This is a genomic window from Xanthobacter aminoxidans (assembly GCF_043193615.1).
GTDB lineage: Bacteria > Pseudomonadota > Alphaproteobacteria > Rhizobiales > Xanthobacteraceae > Xanthobacter > Xanthobacter aminoxidans.
This window is the reverse complement of the sequence record NZ_JBAFUS010000003.1, coordinates 285269-309302: the sequence shown is the minus strand read 5'-3', so window position 1 is coordinate 309302 and position 24034 is coordinate 285269. Positions and strand designations below refer to the sequence as shown.

The 24034-nt window shown below is 69.1% G+C and carries 25 protein-coding genes and 1 riboswitch; of the genes, 10 read left to right on the top strand and 15 right to left on the bottom strand.

All coding sequences use genetic code 11. The features are described 5' to 3' along the window. Positions 1-13 precede the first annotated feature (13 nt). Positions 14-769, top strand: coding sequence for an SDR family oxidoreductase (locus V5F74_RS16540; RefSeq protein ID WP_029557088.1), 756 nt, complete (start codon positions 14-16; stop codon positions 767-769). A gap of 8 nt (positions 770-777) precedes the next feature. Here the strand turns inward: V5F74_RS16540 and V5F74_RS16535 are convergent, their stop codons facing one another. From V5F74_RS16535 to V5F74_RS16525, 3 genes are all read right to left on the bottom strand, one after another. Continuing rightward, positions 778-2286: a TrkH family potassium uptake protein gene (locus tag V5F74_RS16535; protein ID WP_024277460.1), complete on the bottom strand. Its 1509-nt coding sequence runs from the start codon at positions 2284-2286 to the stop codon at positions 778-780. 141 nt (positions 2287-2427) lie between these two features. Beyond that, positions 2428-2820 (bottom strand): Co2+/Mg2+ efflux protein ApaG, encoded by a 393-nt coding sequence (apaG, locus tag V5F74_RS16530; protein ID WP_024277461.1) that lies wholly within the window; start codon positions 2818-2820, stop codon positions 2428-2430. 124 nt (positions 2821-2944) lie between these two features. Then, complete coding sequence (locus tag V5F74_RS16525) at positions 2945-4162, bottom strand: O-succinylhomoserine sulfhydrylase (protein WP_394009251.1); 1218 nt, start codon at positions 4160-4162, stop codon at positions 2945-2947. Between the two features lie 83 nt (positions 4163-4245). Further along, a riboswitch (SAM riboswitch) is annotated at positions 4246-4326 on the bottom strand. Between the two features lie 69 nt (positions 4327-4395). On the opposite strand from V5F74_RS16525, the gene V5F74_RS16520 reads away from it, so the two are divergent. Continuing rightward, positions 4396-5523 carry a 2'-deoxycytidine 5'-triphosphate deaminase gene (locus tag V5F74_RS16520; protein WP_029557091.1) on the top strand — a complete coding sequence of 376 codons (1128 nt, stop codon included), beginning with the start codon at positions 4396-4398 and terminating at the stop codon, positions 5521-5523. A 164-nt stretch (positions 5524-5687) separates the two neighbouring features. Here V5F74_RS16520 and V5F74_RS16515 read toward each other — a convergent pair whose 3' ends face one another. Together V5F74_RS16515 and V5F74_RS16510 are read right to left on the bottom strand one after the other, a co-directional pair. Continuing rightward, a complete protein-coding gene (locus V5F74_RS16515; RefSeq protein WP_051679015.1) occupies positions 5688-6017 on the bottom strand; it encodes a hypothetical protein in 330 nt (109 codons plus the stop codon). 155 nt (positions 6018-6172) lie between these two features. After that, positions 6173-8404: an FUSC family protein gene (locus V5F74_RS16510; RefSeq protein ID WP_029557093.1), complete on the bottom strand. Its 2232-nt coding sequence runs from the start codon at positions 8402-8404 to the stop codon at positions 6173-6175. Between the two features lie 148 nt (positions 8405-8552). On the opposite strand from V5F74_RS16510, the gene V5F74_RS16505 reads away from it, so the two are divergent. Both V5F74_RS16505 and zapE read left to right on the top strand, forming a co-directional pair. Beyond that, entirely contained in the window at positions 8553-9197 is a 645-nt protein-coding gene (locus V5F74_RS16505) for a glutathione S-transferase family protein (protein WP_394009248.1), read from the top strand. A 110-nt stretch (positions 9198-9307) separates the two neighbouring features. Next, entirely contained in the window at positions 9308-10495 is a 1188-nt protein-coding gene (zapE, locus tag V5F74_RS16500; RefSeq protein ID WP_024277467.1) for a cell division protein ZapE, read from the top strand. Between the two features lie 3 nt (positions 10496-10498). Here the strand turns inward: zapE and V5F74_RS16495 are convergent, their stop codons facing one another. The 5 genes from V5F74_RS16495 to V5F74_RS16475 form a co-directional block, all read right to left on the bottom strand. Then, positions 10499-11050: a hypothetical protein gene (locus V5F74_RS16495; protein ID WP_394009246.1), complete on the bottom strand. Its 552-nt coding sequence runs from the start codon at positions 11048-11050 to the stop codon at positions 10499-10501. A gap of 77 nt (positions 11051-11127) precedes the next feature. After that, a complete protein-coding gene (locus V5F74_RS16490) occupies positions 11128-11943 on the bottom strand; it encodes a WYL domain-containing protein (RefSeq protein ID WP_029557096.1) in 816 nt (271 codons plus the stop codon). Positions 11944-12063: 120 nt separating this feature from the next. After that, complete coding sequence (locus tag V5F74_RS16485; RefSeq protein ID WP_394009244.1) at positions 12064-13416, bottom strand: (Fe-S)-binding protein; 1353 nt, start codon at positions 13414-13416, stop codon at positions 12064-12066. 200 nt (positions 13417-13616) lie between these two features. Beyond that, positions 13617-14339: a cytochrome c biogenesis CcdA family protein gene (locus tag V5F74_RS16480; RefSeq protein ID WP_029557098.1), complete on the bottom strand. Its 723-nt coding sequence runs from the start codon at positions 14337-14339 to the stop codon at positions 13617-13619. Between the two features lie 7 nt (positions 14340-14346). Further along, the gene (locus tag V5F74_RS16475) at positions 14347-14784 is read right to left on the bottom strand and encodes a thioredoxin family protein (RefSeq protein ID WP_374254302.1); all 438 of its coding nucleotides are present in this window, start codon (positions 14782-14784) and stop codon (positions 14347-14349) included. 190 nt (positions 14785-14974) lie between these two features. Here V5F74_RS16475 and V5F74_RS16470 point away from each other — a divergent pair, with 190 nt between their 5' ends. The 3 genes from V5F74_RS16470 to V5F74_RS16460 all read left to right on the top strand — a co-directional run bounded on the left by V5F74_RS16470 (position 14975) and on the right by V5F74_RS16460 (position 17372). Beyond that, positions 14975-15595: a Maf-like protein gene (locus V5F74_RS16470; RefSeq protein ID WP_029557100.1), complete on the top strand. Its 621-nt coding sequence runs from the start codon at positions 14975-14977 to the stop codon at positions 15593-15595. Then, complete coding sequence (gene yacG / locus V5F74_RS16465; protein WP_394009241.1) at positions 15592-15798, top strand: DNA gyrase inhibitor YacG; 207 nt, start codon at positions 15592-15594, stop codon at positions 15796-15798. Before V5F74_RS16470 ends, yacG begins: the two co-directional genes overlap by 4 nt. A gap of 92 nt (positions 15799-15890) precedes the next feature. Then, positions 15891-17372, top strand: coding sequence for an aldehyde dehydrogenase (locus V5F74_RS16460; RefSeq protein ID WP_394009239.1), 1482 nt, complete (start codon positions 15891-15893; stop codon positions 17370-17372). A 190-nt stretch (positions 17373-17562) separates the two neighbouring features. Here V5F74_RS16460 and tmpT read toward each other — a convergent pair whose 3' ends face one another. Continuing rightward, positions 17563-18201 carry a thiopurine S-methyltransferase gene (gene tmpT, locus V5F74_RS16455; protein WP_394009237.1) on the bottom strand — a complete coding sequence of 213 codons (639 nt, stop codon included), beginning with the start codon at positions 18199-18201 and terminating at the stop codon, positions 17563-17565. A 130-nt stretch (positions 18202-18331) separates the two neighbouring features. Between tmpT and V5F74_RS16450 the strand changes: the two genes are divergently transcribed. Both V5F74_RS16450 and V5F74_RS16445 read left to right on the top strand, forming a co-directional pair. Next, complete coding sequence (locus V5F74_RS16450) at positions 18332-19765, top strand: aspartate aminotransferase family protein (protein WP_250167662.1); 1434 nt, start codon at positions 18332-18334, stop codon at positions 19763-19765. A 179-nt stretch (positions 19766-19944) separates the two neighbouring features. Beyond that, entirely contained in the window at positions 19945-20346 is a 402-nt protein-coding gene (locus V5F74_RS16445) for a DUF1236 domain-containing protein (protein WP_029557104.1), read from the top strand. 57 nt (positions 20347-20403) lie between these two features. Here V5F74_RS16445 and V5F74_RS16440 read toward each other — a convergent pair whose 3' ends face one another. Next, positions 20404-21003 carry a glutathione S-transferase N-terminal domain-containing protein gene (locus V5F74_RS16440; RefSeq protein WP_394009234.1) on the bottom strand — a complete coding sequence of 200 codons (600 nt, stop codon included), beginning with the start codon at positions 21001-21003 and terminating at the stop codon, positions 20404-20406. Positions 21004-21124: 121 nt separating this feature from the next. Next, a complete protein-coding gene (locus V5F74_RS16435; RefSeq protein WP_250167665.1) occupies positions 21125-21997 on the bottom strand; it encodes a 23S rRNA (adenine(2030)-N(6))-methyltransferase RlmJ in 873 nt (290 codons plus the stop codon). A gap of 170 nt (positions 21998-22167) precedes the next feature. Between V5F74_RS16435 and V5F74_RS16430 the strand changes: the two genes are divergently transcribed. Then, positions 22168-22566, top strand: a complete 399-nt coding sequence (locus V5F74_RS16430) for a hypothetical protein (RefSeq protein WP_029557107.1) — start codon at positions 22168-22170, stop codon at positions 22564-22566. A 31-nt stretch (positions 22567-22597) separates the two neighbouring features. Here V5F74_RS16430 and V5F74_RS16425 read toward each other — a convergent pair whose 3' ends face one another. Together V5F74_RS16425 and V5F74_RS16420 are read right to left on the bottom strand one after the other, a co-directional pair. Continuing rightward, a complete protein-coding gene (locus V5F74_RS16425; protein ID WP_394009231.1) occupies positions 22598-23260 on the bottom strand; it encodes a ribonuclease T2 family protein in 663 nt (220 codons plus the stop codon). Between the two features lie 56 nt (positions 23261-23316). Then, positions 23317-23805: a hypothetical protein gene (locus V5F74_RS16420; RefSeq protein ID WP_394009655.1), complete on the bottom strand. Its 489-nt coding sequence runs from the start codon at positions 23803-23805 to the stop codon at positions 23317-23319. Positions 23806-24034 lie beyond the last annotated feature (229 nt).

Sequence of the window (24034 nt, the reverse complement as noted above, 5' to 3'; positions counted from 1 at the left end):
CCGGAGGCCCGCCGTGACCCATCCCTTCGCCCTCGATGGACAGACCGCCCTCGTCACCGGCTCGGCCTCCGGCCTCGGCTTCGAGATGGCGCTGGCGCTGGCGCAGGCCGGCGCCCATGTGCTGGTGAACGGGCGCCATGCCGAGCGGCTCGGCGCCGCCGTCACCGCCATCATCCGCAAGGGCGGCAAGGCCGAGCCGTTCCTGCTCGACGTGTTCGACGCGGCGGCGGTGGATGCGGTCCTGGCCAAGGCCCCGCCCATCCACATCCTCGTCAACAATGCCGGCGCCCGCGACCGCCGCGCCTTCCTCGACATGGAGGATGCCGACTTCCGCCGGCTGGTGGAGATGGACCTCCTCGCCCCCGCCCATCTCACCCGGCAGGTGGCGCGGGGCATGGTGGCGCGCAAGGCGGGCGGGCGCATCATCAACATCACCTCCATCGCCGGTCCGCTCTCCCGCGCCGGGGATGCCGCCTACACCACGGCCAAGGGCGGGCTGGAGGCGCTGACCCGCGCGCTCGCCGCCGATCTCGGTCCGCACGGCATCACGGTGAACGCCATCGCCCCCGGCTACATGCTCACGGCGGCCAACGAGGCGCAGTCGCGCGACCAGACGCTGCGGGAATGGCTCTCCCGCCGTACTTCGCTCGGCCGGTGGGGGCATCCGGAGGAGGTGGCAGGGGCGGCGGTGTTCCTCGCCTCGCCAGCGGCGTCCTACATCACCGGCCAGATCCTGGCGGTGGACGGGGGCTATATGGCCCACTTCTGAGGCGCGCCTCAGCGCACCCAGAAGCGCGGCATGAACAGCACCAGGACGGTGAGGATTTCCAGCCGCCCCAGCATCATGGCAGCGGTCAGCAGCCACAAGGCGGGATCGGGAAGCCCCCCGAAATTGGAGGCCGGACCCACCACCGGACCGAGGCCCGGCCCCACATTGGCGAGGCAGGCGATGGCCGCCGAGAAGGCGGTGCGCAGATCGAGCCCCATCGCGTTCAGCGCGACGCCCACCAGGAAGAAGGTGAGGAGATAGAGGAAGACGAAGGAGAGCACCGAGCCCACAACGTCGTCAGACACCGGCGCCCCGCCATAGCGGATGGGGAAGATGCCGGCCCGGAACGAGATGCGCTTCAGGTGCTGGCGGATGGCCTTGGCGGTGATGGCGAGCCGGAGCGCCTTCAGCCCGCCCGAGGTGGAGCCGGTGCAGCCGCCGAGGAACATCAGAACGAAGAAGAGGGCATCCGAGAACGGGCCCCAGTTCGTGTAGTCCACCGACATGAAGCCGGTGGTGGAAATGAGCGAGCTGACCGTGAACAGCGCACTGCGCAGCGCCATCTCGCCGCTGGCGATGCCCTGCAGGCTCTGCTGGGCGAAGGACAGCAGCGTGAACACGCCGACAATGGCGAGGAAGACCCGCACCTCGGGATTGGTGAACAGCCGGCTCGCATCCCCCGACAGCGCCCGCACATAGAGCGGGAAGGGCAGGGCCGCGGCCAGCATGAAGACGATGGCCACATAGTCCACCGCCGGGCTCGCGAAAACCGAGAGCGAGGCGTCCGAATTGGCGAAGCCGCCGCTCGACAAAGTGGACATGGCGAGCGTCACCGCATCGAACGGCTTGAGGCCCGCCGCCAGATAGCACCCGGCGCAGATGACGGTGAGCAGCACATAGGCCTGGAGCAGGCGCTTGGCGATGCTGCCGGCGCGGGGCAGGAACTTGTCGGACTTGTCAGAGGATTCCGTGCGGAACAGCTGCATCCCGCCGATGGAGAGCACCGGCATCACGGCGATGGCGATGGCGATGATGCCGATGCCGCCGAACCAGTGGAGCAGCGCCCGCCACAGGAGGATGCCCGGCGACATGGCGTCGAGCCCCGACATGACGCTGGCGCCGGTTGTGGTGAGGCCGGACATGCTCTCGAACATGGCCCGCGTGAAGGAGAGGCGCGAAGACCCCCACATGAGCGGCAGCGCGGCGAACACCGAGAGCACCACCCAGACCGAGGTGGTGAGCACGAAGGCCTGACGCAGATCGAGCTTGCGGGTGAGCTGGCCGCGCCCGGTCATCCACAGGAGCACGCCGACGAAGATGGTGACGGCGGCCGAGCCGACGAAAGCCGCGCCCGCGAACGTCTCCCGGCTGTTGGCGCGGGCGGCGAAATCGGCCACGGCGGGTGCCAGCATGGCGGCGCCGAGGATGGCGAGCAGGATGCCGAGCGTGGCCGCGACCGGGCGCAGGCTGAGGACCGATACGGCCTCGGCCTCCACGGTGGGAATGCCCGCGTGCATGATCTCCCCTCTCGCCCGGTTCGCTGCAACGTCAATAAAGGACAGGGGCCAAAAAAAGCTAAAGCCGAAAAGGCCAAGGCTGAAAAAGGTTAAAGCTGAACAGGTTTCCCCGCCCGGCCTGAGCCGGGCGGATGGGTGGGGTCAGTTGAGGACGCGGCGCACGTCCGGCACGTCCAGCGAGAAGGCCGGGATCTCGATGGAGAAGGCCTCCCCGGTGTCGGTGACCATCTCGTAGCGTCCGCGGATGATGCCGGTGGCCGTGTTGAGCGGCACCCCGCTCGTGTATTCGAACCGGCCGCCGGGCGGCAGGGTCGGTTCCTCGCCGACGACGCCGGCCCCGTGCACCTCCTCGGTGCGGCCGTTGGCGTCGGTGATGATCCAGTGGCGCGCCTTGAGCTGCACCGTCTCCTGGCCCAAATTGGCCACCTCGATCGTATAGGCCCAAAAATGACGGCCCTGGTCGGGCTCCGACCGCTCGGCCACATAACGCGGCGTCGCAGTCACCTGAATATTCCGAGTGATGGCGCGGTACATACCCGCTCGACCTCCTCACACCGCGGGAGAAAATGCCCCCGCGGCGCATAGTGAACCTGCGTTGTCGCCCGCGCGCAACAGGACATGGTGCGGCGCGGCAGTCCGCGCGGCAGGAAGCCTGCAATCACAAGGCTTCGGCGGCTCCGGTCAGGTCGGCGATCAGGTCGTCGGCATGCTCGAGGCCCACGGAGAGGCGCAGGAGGCCGTCGGAAATGCCCATTTCCGCCCGCGTCTCCGGCGTGAATCGCTGGTGCGTGGTGGTGGCGGGGTGGGTGATGAGGCTCTTCGCATCGCCCAGATTGTTGGAGATGCGGATGAGCCGCAGGGCGTTGGCGAAGCGGAAGGCACCGGCCTTGCCGTCCTTCACCACGAAGGTGACGAGGGTGCCGCCGCCCTTCATCTGCCGTCTCGCCAGTTCCGCCTGCGGGTGATCGGACCGGCCGGGATAGATCACCTTTTCCACGCCCGGCAGGGCGGCGAGGGCGTCGGCCACCTTGCCGGCGCTCGCCTGCATGCGCTCCACGCGCAGGGCCAGCGTCTCCAGCCCCTTCAGCATGATCCACGCATTGAAGGGGGAGATGGAGGGGCCGGTCTGGCGCAGGAAGGTCTGGAGGTGGTCGGTGACGAACTGCTTGGAGGAGAGGATCACCCCGCCGAGGCAGCGGCCCTGGCCGTCCACATGCTTGGTGGTGGAATAGACCACCACGTCCGCTCCCAGCTCGAACGGATGCTGGAGGAGGGGGGTGGCGAACACGTTGTCCACCACGAGGCGCGCCCCCGCCGCGTGGGCGATCTCGGCCACCGCGGCGATGTCGATCAGGTCCAGCGTCGGGTTGGTGGGGCTTTCGAGGAACAGGATCTTGGTGTTGGGCTTCACGCCCGCCTTCCAGGCGTCGAGGTCGCCCCCGTCGATCAGCGTGGTCTCGACGCCGAAGCGGGGGAGGAAATCCTCCAGAATCCAGCGGCAGGAGCCGAACAAAGCGCGGGCGGCGAGCACGTGGTCGCCGGCGGAGAGCTGGCACAGCAGCGCGGCATTCACCGCCGCCATGCCGGACGCTGTGGCGCGCGCCGCTTCCGCCCCTTCGAGCAGCGCCATGCGCTCCTCGAACATGGCGGTGGTGGGGTTGGAATAGCGGGAATAGACGAAGCCGGGGTCCTCGCCCTTGAAGCGCGCCTCGCAGCTTTCGGCATCGTCATAGACGAAGCCCTGCGTCAGGAAGAGCGCCTCGGAGGTTTCGCCGAAGGGGGAGCGCGTCGTCCCGCCATGGACTAGCCGTGTTTCCGGGTGGAGTGTAAGGGGATCGCGGGGGACGAACCGGGGGGGCTTTGGCGCCACGGACATGACGGTCTCCGAGGGGAGGCCGAGGGGACCGGACCGGGCGTTCGCCATATGCGCAGACGGAGCTGCTGCACAGACGGACCGACCTTGTCGTCTCCCCGGCCTTTTAGCATGGTTGTTTAACGTGGCTGCAAGCCGGCCGGCTCAAATTCTCCACGGCCGCACTAAAGAGCGGGGCCCCCTTGGCGTCAAGGGCTCCGTCCGGTAAATCGAACAAAAAGGACGGGAAAGCGGATATGACGATGCGTGCCACGGAGCATCTGAAGCCCGGCATCCTGCCTGCAGAGGCAATCGGGGCGCTGAAGGCGTCCGGCGCCATCGCCTGCCGCAAGGCGCTGGACGACGACCAGATCCAGCCGGCGAGCCTGGACCTGCGCCTCGGCCGCACCGCATGGCGGGTGCGCGCGAGCTTCCTGCCGGGCGCCGGCGTCTCGGTGAAGGAACGGCTCGGCGACCTCGCCCTGCACGATTTCGATCTCACCAAGGGCGCGGTGCTGGAAACCGGCTGCGTCTATCTGGTGGAACTGTTCGAGCGGCTGAAGCTGCCGGCGGATCTGGCTGCCGCCGCCAACCCCAAAAGCTCCACCGGGCGGCTCGACGTGTTCGTGCGTGTCATCACCGATGGCGCCCGCGCGTTCGACACCATCCCGGCCGGCTATAATGGCCCGCTCTATCTCGAAATTTCCCCGCGCACCTTCCCCATTCTCGTGCGCACCGGCTCGCGCCTGTCGCAGGTGCGCTTCCGCCGGGGTGTGTCGCGCCTGTCCGATCTGGAGCTTCTGAACCTCCAGACCGCCGAATGCCTCGTGGATGCGACGAGCCCGGATGTGGCGGCGGGCGGCATCGCATTGGGGGTGGACCTCGCGGGCGATGCGCTGGGCGGGCTCATGGGCTTCCGCGCCAAGAAGCATACGGGCGTGATCGACGTGGATCAGGCGGGCGTGCTGGACGTGGCGGACTTCTGGGAGCCCATCCATGTGCGGCCGGACCGGCCGGCCAGCCTCGTGCTCGACCCGGACGCCTTCTACATCCTCGCCTCCCGCGAGGCGGTGCATGTGCCGCCGGACTATGCGGCGGAGATGGTGCCGTTCGATCCGCTGGTGGGCGAGTTCCGGGTGCATTATGCCGGCTTCTTCGATCCCGGTTTCGGCAATCCGGCGGCCGGCGGGCGCGGTGCGCGAGCGGTGCTGGAGGTGCGCTCCCGTGAGGTGCCGTTCATCCTGGAGCACGGGCAGACCGTGGGCCGCCTCGTCTACGAGCGCATGGCCGCGCGCCCCCACACGCTCTATGGCGCCGACATGCGCTCCCACTATCAGGGCCAGGGGCTGAAGCTCTCCAAGCACTTCAAGCCGGTCGCGCTCTAGAGCGCGACCCGAGCGGATTAGAATCAACCCGCTCAGTGAGTGGCCTCTGAACCCAGAGTGGAGAACGCGCCGGCTCGTCCTTGGAGCGCTCCGTTGCGCGTGTCGAGGGGGCCGCCGCTAAAGAAAGCCGCTGCGGGCGCCAGACACGGCTTGCGTATGACGGGTCAACGCGAAATGGTCGCCTTCCACTTTCCGGCAGCTTTCGACCAGGCGCAATTGTAATCGCCGGCGATCATATTGCCCTTTACGGTTCCGGTATATTCGCAGCCGGCCTTGCCGACGCCGGGCCCGGACGTGTCATCCCGCGTGATCGAAACGACATTTCCACTCACGGTCATCTGAAGACTGGCGCGGACAACGCGATTGTCTTTGGTCCAGACGGCCTGAAATGTGTTGGACCGGCCGACGCGCGTCCACACGCCCTGCCATCCGGCTTCCTGCTCGTTCCAGATTGTGCCCAGATCGACGGGCGTCTGGGCGTTGGCCAGATGCATTCCCGCAGTCGTAAGCGCCATCACGGCGACCAAATTGCAAACGCCAGCCCGCGTCATCGTCTCCCCCCATGGGTGATGGTCGTGGCCCCCAATTTTGCCCGGCCGTCACCCCGATTTCGACTGTACAGCCACGTGGACTGCGGGCAAGGCGGGATCTAAGGCGCTGGCGTGGCCGGGGCGGCACCCGCAGCGATCATGTCTTCCTTGCGCCATGGCTTGTCGCGCAGGCCCGCATTGAGTTCGCGCAGGGGGCGCAGCAGCGCTTCCGAATAGGCGAGATAGTCCGCCACCAGCGGCAACGTTTCCCTGAGCTTGGCGTCGTCGGCGAGGCCGAGCACGGTGGAAACGGCGGCGGCCACAGCGGGATTGGCGGCATCGGCGCTGCCGGCGCCGGCCTCCCCCAGCACCACCTCGAAGGCGGTGAGGGTGCGCGAGCGGGCGGCCTCCACCACGGTCACGAGTTGCTCCGAGGGGTTCGCGGCGGCGAGGCGGTGGGCCACGTCCTCCATGAGGGCGAGATAGGTGATGAGCACGTCGAGGGTGGAGACGATGTTGGCCACGTCTCCCGCCGAATGGCCGAACACCTGCTCGGCGCCGAGATTGGGCAGGCGCAGGCCGAGGGAGCGGACATCCCGCACCAGCGCCGCGACACTGGTCGTCTCGCCGGGGTGCGGCCACCACGATGCAAAGGCCGCCCGGCAGCGCCGGAGCAGCGCGCGCACCTCGGGCCGCACCTGATCGGTGAGGTAGACCGGCAGCACGATGAACGACACCGCCAGCGCCACCGCCGCGCCGATGGCCGTCTCGTAGACGCGGGCGACCATGCCCTCCGGCCCGAGCCCGGAGATGATGTGAAGGCCCAGCACCACCGAGAGGCCGACCGCGGCGGAGGCGATATCGTAACGGTCCTTCTGGGTCACCACGGCGATCATCTGCGCCAGCATGCAGAAGCCGGCCATGACCCAGATCTGCCCTTCCAGCGCGAGGAACAGGCCGAAGCCCAGCGCCACGCCGATGAGCGTGCCCACCGTGCGATAGCGCACCCGCATGTAGGTCTCGCCCACGCTGTTGCCGATGACGAACATGACCGTCATCGTCGCCCAATAGGCGTGATCGAGATGGACGAGGAGGTCGAAGGCGGTGGTGATGGCGGTCGCCATGGCGCCCTGGCAGGCGACCCGGTAGGGCGCGGAGAGGATCTGGCGGCCGTCCGGCCCCTTGACGAAGAGGGGGATCGCCCTGGGCGGCGGGGGCAGGGCGTCCTGCTCGTCATCGGGATGGGGCGGCGGGAAGGGCGCCATCTCGGCCGCCGCGATGCCGGTGACCACCATGGAGAGGCGATCGAAGGCGGTGAGCGCCCGCAGAAGCGCGAAGCGCGCCTCGCCGGGCAGGTCCGGCGAGAAGGCAACGAGACGCAATTGCGCCACCGCGCGCTCGAACCGTTCTTCCGCATGGACATCGGAGACATCCACCGCCTCCAGCCGGCGGGCGATGTGGTCGGCTGCGGCGGCGAAGGGCTGGCGCCAGTCCACGGTGTCGGGCGTCTTCTGCGGCACGCAGCCGGCGAGAAGCTGCACCGCCACGCGCAGGCGATAGAAGCGCACGCGCAGCTGCTCGAAATCGGGCTGGGCGGCGGGATCTTCCGCGATGGCGTTGGCGAGGGCGTTCCAGACGCGCCCGCGCAGGTGCTCCAGAACCTCGGACGCGTCCGGCGGGAAGGGATGATTGTCGCGCACCGCCGCCGACAGCTCGCGCAGGTAGGTGGCGACGGCGCTCTGCATGTCGAGGGTGGTGTCCACGAAGGCGTTCACCGCCGACGGCCGCCACGGCGAGAGCCGCACCGCCGCCGCCACCAGCGCCCCCTGGCAGAAGGCGAGGAGCAGCATGGCCGCCTCCATCCGCGTCGGGCGGATGATGGTGCCCACCGTCGCCACCACGATCAGCGCGAGGCCGAGGCGCTGGCCGTCCATGCCGGAGCGCCTGAGCGCCAGCGCGATGAAGGACAGCGGGATCAGCAGCAGCTTCTGCACCATGTCGTTGGCCGTGCCGTTGCCGGGGCCGATGGCGGTGAGCAGCACGAGGAAGGCGACGGAGACGCCGAACAGGCGCAGCATGGTGCGCCCCTCGGCGGCGGCGCTGGCGCCGGGATTGAACGAGATCATCACCAGCGCGGCGCAGCCGGCCATCATCGGAAAGGTGGTGTCCATTCCCAAGCGGAACCCCACCGAGGTGGCGTAGCCGGTGGCGATGACGATGACGAAAGAGATGCCCAGCGCGAGCGCGCGCGTGGTGTCGATGCCGCCGGGATCGTGGTCGGCCAGCCAGTGCTTCACGCGGCGGGCGAACGGCTCGCGCGGACGGTGGCGGGGCGGGGCAAGGGGTTCCATCGTGCGGGCTCGGCTGTTCCTGTCGGGCGGGACGGTGGATGACGAAAGAATTTGGCCTAAGCGCGGTCGCCTTTTCGCAGGCGGGCCTGACGGGGGCGGGTCTGATGGGGATAGTGTGCTCTGGTGGTCAACACGGAGACCGGTCGGCGTGTCACCCTTCAAACTCTACTGCTTCGCCCAGTCGGGCAATGCCTATCGTGTCGCCCTCATGCTGGAGCTGTGCGGGCTCGCCTGGGAGGCCCGGTTCGTCGACTATTTCAACGGCGAGACCCGCACCGAGGCCTACAAGCGCGATGTGAACGAGATGGGCGAGGTGCCGGTGCTGGTGGATGGCGCGCTGAAGCTGTCCCAGTCGGGCGTGATCCTCGACTATCTCGCGAAGAAGACCGGCCACTTCCTGCCCGACGACGAGGAAGGCCGGCGCGAGGTGCTACGCTGGATTCTTTTCGACAACCACAAGTTCACATCCTACTTCGCCACCCTGCGCTTCATGGTCGAGCTGCGGGGCGAGGGCGAGAACGAGCTGAGCGCCTTCCTCAGGACGCGCGCGAGGGCGGCCTATGCCGTCGCGGACAAGCACCTGCAGGCTTCCGACTTCCTCGTGGGCGACCGGCCCACCATCGCCGACATCTCGCTCGCCGGATACATCTACTATCCCGAACGGGCAGGCGTGGTGGTGGAGGATTATCCCGCCCTGGCCCGCTGGGCCGGCCGCATCGCCGCCCTGCCGGGGTGGAAGGCGCCCTACGAGCTCATGCCCGGCCATCCTCTGGTCATCGCCGAGACGCTCTGAGCTTCAACTTTCCGCCGATCTGCTCTAAGCGGATGCGGCAGTGCACAAGCGCCGAACCGCGGCGCGGCAGGTGAAGGCGCCGGGAACGGCGGGTGAACGGGAACACGTTCATGGCGGGTGAGACGACGGCGCGGGTCACGGAGCTTTATGCGGCGAAACTTGCCGCTGGGGAAATCTCGGAGGATCCGGCCCAGGCCGAAGTGGTGAACGAGTTCGCCCGGCTGGAGCTGGAATTGCGGCAGCGGGCGCTGGCGCAGAAATCCTCGGCGCTCGGCTGGCTGTTCCAGCGCCGCGCCCCGGTCCAGCCCAAGGGCATGTATGTCTACGGCAAGGTCGGCCGCGGCAAGACCATGCTCATGGACCTGTTCCTCGATGCGCTGCCGGCCAAGGGCAAGCGCCGGGCGCATTTCCACGAATTCATGGGCGACGTGCACGAGCGCATCTTCCGCGAGCGGCAGGCGCAGAAGCAGGGCGAGCGCAAGAGCGCCGATCCCATCGCCCCGGTGGCGCAGGCTTTGGCCGACGAGGCCAAGGTGCTGTGCTTCGACGAATTCCACGTCACCGACATCGCCGATGCCATGATTCTCGGCCGGCTGTTCGAGAAGCTGTTCGCCGACGGGGTAGTGGTGGTGGCCACCTCCAACGTCGCGCCGAAGGACCTCTATGCCGGGGGCCTCAACCGCGCGTTGTTCCTGCCCTTCATCGGCGAGATCGAGCAGCGCATGCGTGTCATGTCCCTCGATTCCCGTACCGACTACCGTATGGAAAAGCTGGAAGGCGTGAGCACCTGGCACACGCCGCTCGGCCCGGCCGCCGACGCGGCGGTGGCGGCGGCCTGGCGGCGTCTCGCCGGCCCCACCGGCGGCAAGCCGGGGGAGATGCTGCTGAAGGGGCGCAAGCTCGCCATCCCCGCCATGGGGCAGGGCGCGGCGCGCTTTTCCTTCGCTGATCTGTGCGAGGCGGCGCTGGGACCGAACCCGGACTATCTCAGCCTCGCCCGCCAGTTCCACACCATCGTGCTGGAGCACATCCCCATTCTCGGGCCGGACCAGCGCAACGAGGCGAAGCGCTTCATCTCGCTCATCGACACGCTCTACGACGCCAACGTGAAGCTCATCGCCTCGGCGGCCGCCGAGCCGGAGCAGCTCTATCTCGGCACCGAGGGGGCGGAGGCGTTCGAGTTCGCCCGCACCATCTCGCGCCTGCACGAGATGCGCTCGGACGAATATCTGGCCAAGCCCCACGGCCGCACGGATTCGGTGGCCTCCGGCAACACCACGGGCCTGGTCGAGACCTGAGGCTTATCGTTCGGTGAAGAAGGTCATCACCACCTTGTCCTTCTCGCCCACGAGGCAGAGGAAGCGGTGGGCCTTGTCCGAGCGGTCGCGCTTGATATAGGCCTCGCCCATCAGCACGGCGGTGATCTTCTCCTGCCCCACGGTCGCGTCGGCCTTGGCGATGGTGAGGCCGTCCATGTCGATGAAGATGTCGTCGACGGAGGGCGAGCGGGCCTTGAGCCGCGCCATCGCGTGGGCCTTGCAGGCGGCGGCGCGCTCGGCATCCTCGGGCGCCTCGGCCTCGGCGTCCTTGAGCGCCTCCTCGGTGACGGTCTGTTCCGCCCGCGCCTTCAGCGCATCCCCCGGTTTTGGCGCGGCCAGCGGCGGCGCGATCTGGGGCGAGACGACGGGCGATGTCCCCGGTGCGGGCGCGGCCGTGGCGGGCGCGGGCCGTGAGGGGAGGGGATCGGCCGGGGCGGCCTGCTGCGCCAGCGCGGGGCCGCTCAGCAGCGCACCCGCGAGGAAGGCTCCCGCAAGGACGGGACGAAAGAGGCGGATCGGGCGGGCAGACGGCATTGTGTCCTCCGGATGGTTTCGGAGGACAACGCAGGCGCGGCCATATGGTGCCGCCGCGCCTCTGCTTTCGGTGAACCCTATCTTACGTGCCGGCCGGTGAGGGCATAGCAGAAGGCGTCGAGCATCTCGGCCTCGGCTTCCTTGAGCGAGCCGTCGGCGTTGATGACGCGCATGCCGGCCTTCAGCAGGGTGGCGATGGCCTCGGTGCCGCTCTCGAACAGGGTGTCGAGGGAGGTTTCCACGGATTCGGGCGTGGGCCGCAGGCGGGCGACCCAGGCGGCAAGGCGCTCGCGCTCGGCGCCGGTGAGGTCGATCTCCTCGGCGGCGCAGGCGCGCTCGCAGAAGAAGACCATCTCCTCCACCTCCGCCGCGCCGATCTCCCGGTCCGCCCGCGCCAAGGCGGCGAGGAGCGCGATGCCGGCCTTGCGGATGACCATGCGGATGCGGTCCCAGCGCTGGTCCTCGGGCTCCTCGGGGGCCACCACCTCGGCGTCCTTGGGCCAGATGAAGCCGAAGGTCTCGTAGAAGAAGCGCGACAGCGGCTCGCGCTTCGCCCCGTCGAGGTCCGTCACGCCGGTGATGCGGTCCACCCGGAAGGCGCGCGCCGCCTGCCGCTCGTGGCACTTGGCGATGAGGATGGGCACGCCCTCCACATTGCGCTGCACCGCCCACACCGAGATGCGGCGGTGGCTGATGTTGCCCGCATGGTCCACATAATCGATGGCGAAGGACTGCCCGTCGGCGGGGTCATGGTCCTCCGCCGCGCCGGCGGCGAGGGTGTCGTGCGGATCGTCCTCGGGCACCGAAAGGCGGTGGGCGTCGGTATAGAAAGGGGCGCCGATCATCTCGACCCGGTCGAGGATGAAGGACTTCAGCGAGGTGATGGCGTTCATGGGGGCGCTCGCATTGAGGCCGACGGTTCACGCATCGGGCCGACGACGGTTCTCCCATAGATAGCTGGCGCAGCGTCGCCGATAAAGCTTTTCCCCGTGGGGCCTACCCCTGTCTGTGCCTCAGTCCCGGTCCAGCGCATCCCGGATCAGGAGCGCGATGTGGCGCGCCTTGCGGCCCGAACCGTGCTCGATCTGGTGGCGGCAGGAGAAGCCGTTGGCGATCAGGGGTGCGTCGTCCGGTGCGGCGCGCATGGCAGGCAGCAGGGCGATCTCGGCCATCTGCATGGAGGCATCATAATGCTCCGCCTCCAGCCCGAAGCTGCCGGCCATGCCGCAGCAGCTCGTCTCCACGATGTCGTAGGAGAAGCCGGGAATGAAGGAGAGCACCTTGCGCGTCGCCTTCATCACCCCGAACGCCTTCTGGTGGCAGTGGCCGTGCAGCACCGCCTTCGCGCCGGGCAGCGCCTTCAGCTTCAGCCGCAGGCCCCGGTTCTGGTGCTCGCGGGCGAGAAATTCCTCGAACAGATAGAGCTGCTTGCCGAGCGCCCCGATCTTCGGGCCGAGGCCGAGGCTGTAGAGTTCGTCCCGCAGCGAGAGCAGGCAGGAAGGCTCGAGGCCGATGATGGGCGTGCCGATGGCGATCTCGCTCTCGAAGGCGGCGAGCACGCGCTTTCCCTCGCTGCGCGCCTTTTCCACCATGCCGGTGGTGAGATAGGTGCGGCCGCAGCACAAAGGCCGGTCGGGCTCGGCGTCCGATGGGTCGGGCTTGGCGATGCGCACGCGATAGCCGGCGAAAGTCAGCACCTCACGTGCGGCCTCCGCCACCTCCGGCTCGAAATGGTGGCAGAAGGTATCCACGAACAGGATCACGTCGCCCCGTTCCGCCAGATGCGGCGCGGCGGGCGGCGCCACATAGGCCGCTGGTGCCGGCTCCGGGATCGGCCGGCGGGCGGTGATGCCGAGGAACCACTCGGCGAGCCGGGCCATCAGCGGCACGCGGTTGCGCAGGAGAATGGCACGGCGCAGCAGGCGGCGGTGGCGGCCGGTCCATTCCGGCACCCCGCCGAACAGGCGGGTGCGCAGGGGCACACCCTTGATCTCGTGCCGTTGCGCCAGATACTCGGTCTTGATGAGCGTCATGTCGACGGCGCTCGGGCATTCCTTCTTGCAGGCCTTGCAGGACACGCAGAGGTCCATGGCGGCGTCGAGCCGCGGATCGGCGAAGGCGGCCGCGTCGCCGCCGTCGTTCAAAGCCGTCTTGAAGGCGGCGACGCGGGCCTCGGTGGAGTGGGCGCGGTCGCCGGTGATGCGGTAGCTCGGGCACATCACGCCCTTGCCGGTATTCTGACAATCGCGGCTGTGCATGCACACGGCCACGGCCTTGGCGTAGTTCCCGCCCGTGGCGGGAATGCCGGAATAGGCGTCGCCGATGCCGTAGGTGTCGTAAGCCGACCAATCCAGGAAGGTTTTCATGCCGCGCGGGTCCTTTTCACCCGCGCCCATGCAAGAGGCATACCCCCGGACACGCGAAGAGCCCGGCGGCGCACGTGGGATAGGCGTGCGCCACCGGGCGCCGGCCACAGCCTGCGGGACGAGCAGGACACCTGCGGCCGGAGGGAGACGGCCCCTGTGCGGCCCGTCTCTGGATCGAAGCGGAGACGACCTGCGGGAGGTCAGAACCGCGTCGTCAGCGTGGTGAGCCAGGCCGGGGAGACCTGAACCAGCGCCGCTTCGATCCGCTTGTCGGCGCCGGTGGCGATCAAAAGGCCGACCACCACCAGCACAAGACCCATGAGCGCCTTCGCCCCTTTGCCGCCGGAGATCATCCGCGAGCGCCAGCGCATCAGCGTGGGGCGGGAGAGGGTTCCGGCAAGCGCCAGCGGCAGGCCGGCGCCGAGGCCGAACAGGCCCATCACCGCCGCCACCTCGCCGAGGTTGCGGCCCTGCGCGGCGAGCACCGAGGCGGCGCCGAGCGTCGGGCCGACGCAGGGGCTCCACACCGCGCCGAGCAGCAGCCCGACGGCGAACTGGCCGCCCACCCCCTCGGTCGCGAAGCCGGAGAGGTGCCGGCTGGCGAGGTCGCTCACCGGCCCGCCCGCGGTGGCGAGCCGCGTCTGCAAGGGCGGCACGGCGAGGACCGCGCCGATGCCGATCATCAGCACCGCGCCCACCATGCGGAAAGCGTCGCCCTCCAGCCCGATGGCGTAGCCGACGGTGGCGACGAACAGGCCGATGACGGTGAAGGAGAGCGTCACCCCCACCGCCAGCGCCAGCGGGGCGAGGCGGTGCTCGGCCGCTGCCGCGCCGAGCACCAGGGGCAGCAGCGGCACCACGCAGGGCGACAGGATGGAGAGGACGCCCGCGAGAAACGCGAGGCCGAGGCTGCCGAGGGCCATGGTCGCCTCAGACGCCCTTGGCCAGCAGCGCCTCGATGGAGGGCTTCGCGGTATCACCCACGGAACGGCCTTCCTCGGTCTTGCCCTTGTAGACGATGAGGGTGCTCTGCGAGCGGGCGCCGAACGCCTTCACCGCATCCTTCTGGCTGTCGAAATCCACGCGGAACACCACCACGTCCTTGAATTTGGGGGTGGCCAGCAACTCGCCGAGGATGGGGGCCTGGGCCGCGCACACCGGGCACCAGCTGGCGTGGATCTCCACGAGGATGGGCTTGCCCGCCTTCTGCGCGTCGGCAAAGGCGGCGGGCGTGTAGGCGGCATGGTCAGTTGCGGCGTGTGTGGTGGCGCCGTGTTCGGTGCCGGCGAGGGCGGATGCGCCGGCGAAAGCGGCTGCGGCGAGGGGGAGGGCGATCGCGAAGGCGAGGGTGAAACGGCGGGTGAACATGGATGGCGTCCTTCTTCCCTGGATCGGCTGCGCTTGGCCGACATGGGGCTTTTCGGGCGCCGGCCGGCGGCGGTTACCGGTGGCGACTGCCATCACGGGCAGTTGATCGGCGTTCACAGGCTCCCCCAATTCCGCTAGACCACGGTCCTGCATTCGGCCGGCGCGATCCGGCCCGGGAGGATTTTGCTCCGTGAACGATCAGGTGAAGCTCGTCCTTGCCTCCGGCTCTCCCCGCCGCCTCGCGCTGCTGAACCAGGCCGGCATCGAGCCGGACCTTCTCATGCCCGCCGATGTGGACGAGACGCCCGAGCGCGGCGAGCTGCCCCGCCGCCTCGCCCAGCGCCTGTCGCAGGAGAAGGCGAAGCTGGTGGCCGGCCGGGCCAAGGACGCCGAGATGAACGCGCTGGTGCTCGCCGCCGACACGGTGGTGGCGGTGGGCCGGCGCATCCTGCCCAAGCCGGATCTCGTGGACGAGGCGGAGGCGTGCCTGCGCCTGCTCTCCGGCCGCACCCATCGCGTCTATACCGGCGTCTGCCTCATCGATCCGCGCGGCCGCACCGCCACCCGCCTCGTCGAGACGCGGGTGCGCTTCAAGCGGCTGTCGCGTGACGAGATCAACGATTACCTCGCCTGCGGCGAGTGGCGCGGCAAGGCCGGTGGATATGCCATCCAGGGCATCGCCGGCGGCTTCGTGGTGAAGCTCGTGGGCTCCTACACCAACGTGGTCGGCCTGCCGCTTTCGGAAACCCTCGGCCTGCTGACCGGACAGGGCTACGACGTGCGCGCCGGCTGGGTGGAGCGCGCGGCGTGAGCGGGGAAGCACCGACGAAGCCCATCCCCGCCGCCCGGCCGTGCCCCATCTGCGGCAAGCCGCCGGTGGAGCGCTACAAGCCCTTCTGCTCCAAGCGCTGCGCCGACGTGGACCTCAACCGCTGGCTGTCCGGCAGCTACGCCATCCCCGGCCGTCCCGAAGAGGACGAGGACGGGGAGAGCGGCCCGCCCGAGCGCGAATAGGCGCCCGCCGCCCCACCTTGACGGCTCCTGTTACGGCGCGCGAGGGTGCCGCAGGTCTGGCACGGGCCGGGTCTGGCAGCGGAGCGCACATCATGGCGGCGGTGGAACGGGCGGCGGCGGACATTCCTTCCTTCCGGACCCACGCCTTCATCGACGGGGCCTTCGTGCCGGCCGCCTCGGGCCGCACCTTCAGCGCCGTCAATCCCGCCACCGGCCACGCCATCGCCGAGGTCGCTGCCTGCGATGCGGAGGATGTGGACCGCGCCGTGAAGGCCGCGCGCCGCGCCTTCGAGGATCGCCGCTGGGCCGGCCAGCGCCCGCTGGAGCGCAAGCGCGCCTTGCTGCGCTTCGCCGAGCTCATCCGCGCCCACCGGGACGAGCTGGCCCTCACCGAGACGCTGAACATGGGCAAGCCCATCTCGGATGCCCGCGCCATCGACGTGCGCGCGGCGGCCGACTGCTTCGCCTATTACGGGGAGTGCTGCGACAAGGTGTATGGCGAGGTCGCGCCCACCACCGACGACAACCTCGCCCTCGTGCTGCGCGAGCCGCTCGGCGTGGTCGGCTGCGTGACGCCGTGGAATTTCCCCATGATCATGGCCGCCTGGAAGGTGGCGCCGGCGCTGGCCATGGGCAATTCTGTGGTGCTGAAGCCGGCGGAGGAAAGCCCGCTCACCGCGCTGCGCCTCGCCGAGCTGGCGGCGGAGGCCGGCATTCCCGCCGGGGTGTTCAACGTGGTGCCGGGGCTCGGCGTCGAGGCCGGCAAGGCGCTAGGGCTCCACATGGATGTGGACGCCATCGCCTTCACCGGCTCCACCGAGGTCGGCCGCTATTTCCTGCGCTATTCCGCCGAGAGCAACATCAAGCGCGTGGCCCTGGAGCTGGGCGGCAAGACCGCCTTCGTGGTGGCCCACGACGTGAAGGATCTCGGCGCCGTGGCCGAGGCGGTGGCCGGCGGCATCTTCTTCAATCAGGGCGAGATGTGCACGGCGGCTTCGCGGCTGCTCGTGGACAACCGCATCCGCGCCGAGCTGGTGGAGCGCGTCGCCGCGCTCGCCCCGCGCTGGATGCCGGGCGATCCGCTCGATCCCGATGCGCCGGCCGGTGCGGTGGTGAGCCGCGAGCATCAGGGCCGCATCCTCTCCGCCATCCAGGCCGGCGGCGAGAGCGGTGCACGGCTGGTGACGGGCGGCACGGCGGTGCGCACCGAGACCGGCGGCGCCTTCGTGGCGCCCACCGTGTTCGACGACGTGGCGCCGTCCTCCGCGCTGGCGCAGAACGAGATCTTCGGGCCGGTGCTGTCGGTGATCGGGTTCGACGGGCTGGACGAGGCGGTGGAGATCGCCAACGGCACCGTTTACGGCCTCGGCGCCTCGGTGTGGAGCGCCGACCTTGCCGCCGCGCACAAGGTGGCGCGGCGCTTCAAGGCCGGCATCGTCTATGTGAACTGCTTCGACGCCGACGATATCACCACCCCCTTCGGCGGCGTGAAGCAGTCCGGCTTCGGGCGCGACAAGTCCCTGCACGCGCTGGAGAAGTATTCCGACCTCAAGACGGTGTGGACGCGGCTCTGAGACTGGAGCGGCCCGGCTCCCCGGACAAGCGACACCGGAGGTGGAGCGCCGATCCGGGGGCCAGCGCAAAAGTCCGCCGCAGGCGCTTCAAAATCCAGCGGTTGCAGGAATTGTCCGCTGCGCGGTCGTCCTTGCGCTGGATCCCGGCTCTCCTTCCGCTGCGCTCCAGTCGGCCGGGATGCGAGACCCCTCACCGCCGCTCCAGCAGATGCACCTCTTCGGTCGCTTCCCATTGGCCCTTGAGGGCATCGGGGCGGGTGACGGCATCGAGGTGCGTCACCCGATAGCCGGCGTCGTGCAGCGCATGGACCGCCACCGCAGGCACGGAGAAGGGCGGGCCTCCGACCAGGGACTGGTCATAGACGATCGTGACCACCAGCTGCGGCACCGCCCCGGTGATGGCCGTGACGTGGGCGGCATAGCTCGGGCGCATGTCGGGCGGCAGGGCGATCAGCGCGGCGCGGTCGTAGACCGCATCCACCGGGCCGAGGGTCTCGGCTTCGAGCGCGAAGATGTCGCCCTGGAAGATGTCGAGGCCGGGCGCGCTGAAGCGCAGGAGGTCGCCGGCCGCGGTGATCTCGGGCACCACCTCCAGCTCGGCGAACAGCTCCTCCACCGCGATGCGGCTCAGTTCCGCGCCGGCCACGGCGAAGCCTTGCCCCAGCAAATAGGCGATGTCCCGTGTCTTGCCGCACAGGGGCAGGAAGATGCGCGCGCCGGGCGCGAGGCCGAGGCGGTCGAGGTGCTTCACCAGATAGGCGTTGGGCTTTCCCTCGTGAAAGCCGATCTGCTTCGTCTCCCACCGCGCCTGCCAGAACCCCGGTTCCATGCCCTCGCCTCCGCTGACTCCATCACCGGTCGCAGCTTTAGCAGATCAGGCGCGCCGTGCGAGCGCGGGGGTGCCCACGGTCCCGCTTTCGCGCTAGAACCGCAGAGGTTCAACACGGAGCATCGCCATCGTGACGTCCGCCCCCCTGTCCAACTCCACCGCCCACTGGCGCGCGCTGGATGCGGCGCACCACCTGCATCCGTTCTCCGACACGAAGGCGCTGAACGCCGAGGGGGTGCGGGTCATCACGCGGGCCGAGGGGGTCTATGTCTTCGACAGCGACGGCAACAAAATCCTCGACGGCATGTCGGGCCTGTGGTGCTCGCAGGTGGGGCACGGGCGGCACGCCATCGTCGATGCCATGGCGCAGCAGCTCTACCAGCTCGATTATTACAACACCTTCTTCAAGACCACCCACCCCGCCGCGGCGGAGCTGGCGGCGGCCATCTCCGAGGTGGCGCCGGCCCATATGAACCATGTGTTCTTCACCTCCGGCGGCTCGGAGGCGGTGGACACGGTGCTGCGCATGGTCCGCCACTATTGGGCGGCGCTGGGCAAGCCCGAGAAGCACATCTTCATCTCCCGCCGCAACGGCTATCACGGCTCCACCATGGGCGGCGCCTCGCTCGGCGGCATGAAGCCCATGCATGCCCAGGGCGGCCTGCCCATTCCCGGCATCATCCACGTGGCCCAGCCCTACTGGTGGGCCGAGGGTGGCGAGATGAGCCGCGAGGATTTCGGCCTCTATGCCGCGCGCGAGGTGGCCCGCGCCATCGACGAGGCGGGGCCGGAGAATGTGGCGGCCTTCATCGGCGAGCCCATCCAGGGCGCCGGCGGCGTCATCATCCCGCCCGCCAATTACTGGCCCGAGGTGGAGAAGATCTGCCGCGAGCGCGACGTGCTGCTGATCTGCGACGAGGTCATCTGCGGCTTCGGGCGCACCGGCCGCTGGTTCGGCTGCGAATTCATGGGCGTGAAGCCGGACCTCATCACCTTCGCGAAGGGCGTGACCTCCGGATACTTCCCGCTGGGCGGCGTGATCGTCGGCGATCATTTCGCCGAAGGCTTCATCGAGCATGGCGGCGACTTCAACCACGGCTACACCTATTCCGGCCATCCCGGCGGCTGCGCGGCGGCGCTGGCCAACCTCAAGATCATGCACGAGGAAAAGCTGGTGGACCGGGTGCGGACCGATATCGGCCCCTACCTGCAGGAACGCTGGCTGAAGCTCGCCGAGCATCCGCTGGTGGGCGAGGCGCGCATGGTGGGGCTGATCGGCGCCATGGAGCTGACCCCCGACAAATCCACCCGCGCCGCCTTCGCGGCCGAGGAGGGCACGGTGGGCCTCATCTGCCGCGATTTTTCATTCAAGGAGGGGCTGGTGATGCGCGCGGTGCGCGACGGCATGATCCTCGCCCCGCCCTTCACGCTGTCGCACGAGGAGGCGGACGAACTGGTCGCCACCGCCTGGCGGGTGCTGGACCTCACCCATGCGGAGCTGATCAAGCGGGGGATGATGGTTCCCGTTCCGCGCGTGCCTGCGAAGGCCGTGGCGAGCGCCTGAGCGCGCCGCGCACGGCAAAGCCGAAGTCAAAGATGACGGCATTGGGGCGAAGGCCAAGGTTTTCGCCCCCTGTTTGCCCCACGTCAGTCCCAGGTATCTGCAGCTCTTGGACGCTGCCGGGAACGTTTTTGCCTCGACCACTGTTTCTGATGCGATCTGAACGCAGCAGGAGAGGTAAGATGCGAAAGACGTTGCTGATGAGTACCGTGATCGCCGCCCTTGCGGCTCCCGTGATCGCTCCCGCCGCGGCCTTCGCGCAGGCCTCCACCGCCACGGGCGCGGTCGGCGGTGCCGCCGTGGGCGCCGTGGTGGGTGGCCCCGTGGGCGCGGTGGTGGGCGGCGTGGTCGGTGCCGGTGTCGGCGCGGCCGCCGAGCCCCCGCAGGAGGTGCGCACCTATGTGATGAAGGAGCGCCGTCCTTCCGTCCGCATGGAGCAGGAAGTGGTGGTGGGCCGACAGCTTCCGCCCAGCGTGACGCTCTACGACATCCCGCAGAACAGCGAGTATGAATACACGGTGGTGAACGACCGCCGCGTCATCGTCGAGCCCAAGACCCGCAAGGTGGTCTACATCGTCGAGTGACGAAAGCGCTGGTACCGCGTCGAAGGCGCCACCCCTCGGGGTGGCGCCTTTGGCGTGTCAGGCCACCGGCGCGGAGTCCGCAAACTCAGGATGCGCGGCACTGAAGGCGTCGAACCATGCGACGAGCTTGGGATGCTCGGCCCGCCAGTCGCCGCCGAAGCGGAAATCGAACCAGCCCAGCGCGCAGGCAAGGGCGATGTCGCCCGCGTTCGGCGTGCCGGAATAGGGCTCCACCTCCATCTCCAGCGCATCGATCGCGCGCAGGCGCTTGCCGGCCTGATGCTCCAGCCAGCGCGGCTCGTGCTTCTCCTGCGGCCGGAAGCGCGTCTCATAGAGAATGAGGATGCCAGCATCCATCATCCCGTCCACGAGGGCCTCGCGGCGCAGCACCTTGATGCGCGCAGCCGGCGCGGTGGGCAGGATGCGCCCGTCGCCGGCCAGATGGTCCAGATAGGCGAGGATCACCGACGAATCGAACAGGACCTCTCCGTCGTCGGCCAGCAGCGCGGGGATCTTCCCCAGCGGGTTCTGCTGGCGCAGCGTGTCGTTGGGATCGAGCGTGTCGGCCGCCTCCAGCTGGAGCGGAATGCCGAGGATGGCCGCGGCGACGCGCACCTTGCGCACGAAGGGAGAGGTGGGGGAGTGGCGGAGCAGCATGGGCGGGGGTCCGTGGGGACGGGAGGAGGGACCTTCTGGATAGCCCGGCCATGGCCATGCTGCCACGCAAAAACAACGGGATTCGGCGCAGCGTCGTCGCTACCCCGTTCTTCCGGCGCCCTCAGCCGGCTTCCGTCAGCCACGACACCCGCGCCCGCCCCTTGCCGTCCCGTGCCAGCAGCGGGGCGAGGGCGTTGAGCACGGTTTTCATCTCGTCGGCCAGCGTGAAGGGCGGATTGACGATGATGAGGCCGGAGCCGGAGAGCGTGTCCAGCGCGCGCACCTGCGCGAAATCCAGTTCCACGCGCAAGGTCTTGGGCAGCTTCAGACTGGCCACATCGCGGCGGAAGGCGTCCACCGCGCGCAAATCCTTGATGGGGTACCAGAGCATGAAGATGCCGGTGGCGAAGCGCCGGTGCGCCGCCTCCAGCCCCGCCACCATGCGCTGGAATTCGCCGGGCTCCTCGAACGGCGGATCCACCAGCACCACGCCGCGCCGCTCGCGCGGGGGGAGGTGCGCGGCAAGCGCCTGCCAGCCGTCCTGGGCGAGGATCTTCACCCGGCCCTCGGCGCGCGGGTCCTCGCCCACGCGCTTCTCCAGCTTCACACGCTCTTCCTTGTTCAGCTCGCAGAACAGGAACTTGTCCTGCGGCCGCGACAGGGCGAGGGCGAGGGCCGGCGAGCCGGGATAGAGCTTGCGGCCGCCTTCGCGCAGGCCGCGCACGCAGTCGAGATAGGGCGCGAGCAGCGCCGCGGCGGGGGCGGGGAGGGTGCCGGCGTCCTGCGCCGCCAGCACTGCCTCGATGCCGGCATCGGCCTCGCCGGTCTTGCGGGCGTTGATGCCGTCGAGATCATACAGCCCGGTGCCGGCATGGGTGTCGAGCACGCGATAGGGCGCATCCTTCTTGCCGAGATAGGCGAGCACGCGGGCGAGCGCGGCGTGCTTCATGACATCGGCCGGGTTTCCGGCGTGGAAGGCGTGGCGATAATTCATCTCGGCTCGGCGATGGCGCGGAAGGGAGGGTGTGGATGGCGCGGGCAGCTGTGACGTAGCGGTATTGTGGCCCTCGTGACGCCGTGCGACCGTTCCGGCGTGACGCATGGACGCCGGGACGTCAAGCGGCAGTGCTCCACCCGCGCCCCCCGCGTCCGCAGGAGGGAAACATGAAGCCTCTCGTTTTCGCGCTGTCCCTTGTTGCCACGCTCGCGGTCGCGGTGCCCGCTTCGGCGCAGCAGGCGCCCTCCCTCGTCGGGACCTGGAAGGGGCCGAGCGACGGTGTGGGCATGGAAATGGGCTATGTGAACGCCGACTACGGCCTCGTCGTCGAGGAGCAGCGCGGCCGCTCCTTCAAGGCCAAGGTGGTCTATCCGGTGCGCGGCGGCACCAAGTCCGAGCCGGTCTTCGGCACGCTCACGCCCGATCTGAAAACCCTCTATCTCTCGGGTGACGACGGCATCCACATCGGGACGATCCAGCCCGACGGCGTGATCGACCTCTGCTATCTCGAAGCGGACGATGACGACGCGCTGGCGCTCTGCGCGCGCCTCACCAAGCAGCCGTAAGGCAGGTTCGCAAACCGGCCGGCGGGTGCCCTCAGCGCCCGCCGCGCACCGGCGGCATCACCATGCGCGAGAGGCGGCAGGCGCGGCGCTCCACCTCCGGGCAGGGCTGGAAGGCGAGGTCGCGGCTGAGGCACACCCGCACTTCCCTGAGGCGCCGCCGGTCGCAGTCCACCGAGATCATGCCAGCCTCCAGGCCGGGATTGGCGGCGCGGAAGGCATTTTCCACCTCCTGCGGCGCGACCATCTTGTAGTCGTCGAGGCGGGAGAACTCTGCCGGGATGACCACCTTCGCCTTCGCCGCGCGCACCTGATCGAAATAGGCCTGCGGCGACAGGCCGGAGCAGGTGCCGTGCTTCTTCCATTCATAGATGACGAGGCGCCGGCTCGGCATCACGTCCAGCATGGAATTGACGAGCGGGTTGGGCACGTAGGGCGGCGGGTTCTGGCAATATTGCGGGAAGCCGCGCTCATATTGCGGCCACAGGCCGTGCACCACGAAGGCGTAGGGGCGGGTGAGCGAGCATTGCGGCTCGCTGTCCGCGCGCTTGCCCTGGTCCTCGCAATAGGTCGGCGACCAGGACAAGGAGAGCACATAGAAATCGAACTGGCCGGGCTGGCCCTCGGCCCGCGCCGGGCCGAAAGCCGCGAGCGCCAGCAGCAGCGCGAAACCGGCGGCGAGCCGGCCTGCGGTCATCCGCAGGGCCTGCGCAAAAGAGGCCTGTGCGAAAGAGGCCTGCGCCAAAGGCCGCGTCACGGACCCGCCATCTTGCAGGACGGAGCGTAGGCGTAGTTGCGGTCGAGCCCGACCACGCACCATTCCACGCCCCAGGTGGCGCCGGTCCAGCCGCCGTCCTCGATGATGGAATAATAGATGACGCGCTTCTTGAGGTCGTTGGTGAAGACCGTGCCGCGGCAGTAGCGGCGCGGCTGGTATTCCTGCCCCCACGGCCGGAAGGCGATCTCGTGCACCTTCTCGAAGTCGGTGATGGAGAGGCTGGAGGCCCAGAAGCGCCGCTCGGTCTCGGCGAAGCGGGTGGCGATGAGGTCGAGCGCCTCCTGGCTGTCGCAGGCCGGGACGACGCCGGAATAGTTCGGACCGGAGAGCCAGAAGTTCAGCTCCAGGAGGTTCGCCGCCTTGGCCGGGGCGAGGGACACGGGCGCGAACGCAAGAGCAGCCACGGCCGCCGTCGCGGCGATCCGGCCGATGGAGGCTCCCAAGGCCGCGCGCACGCGCTTCATCTTGCCGCCAGCCTTTTCGCCAACGGCCTTCGCGCCCAGCGCCCGCTCACCCATGGTCGTCTCCACTTCGGCCTTCCGCCCCTCCGGGCGTACCTCGGCGGGACGATGCGGCCGGGTTCGGCCGCGGTCAAGGACGCGGCGGCAACACCTTAAGAGAAAATGAACGAGCGGTTCGATGGCGCCTGTCGTGCTCTCGCCGGAAAAGAACGGCAAGCTGCCTGGGTCCGAC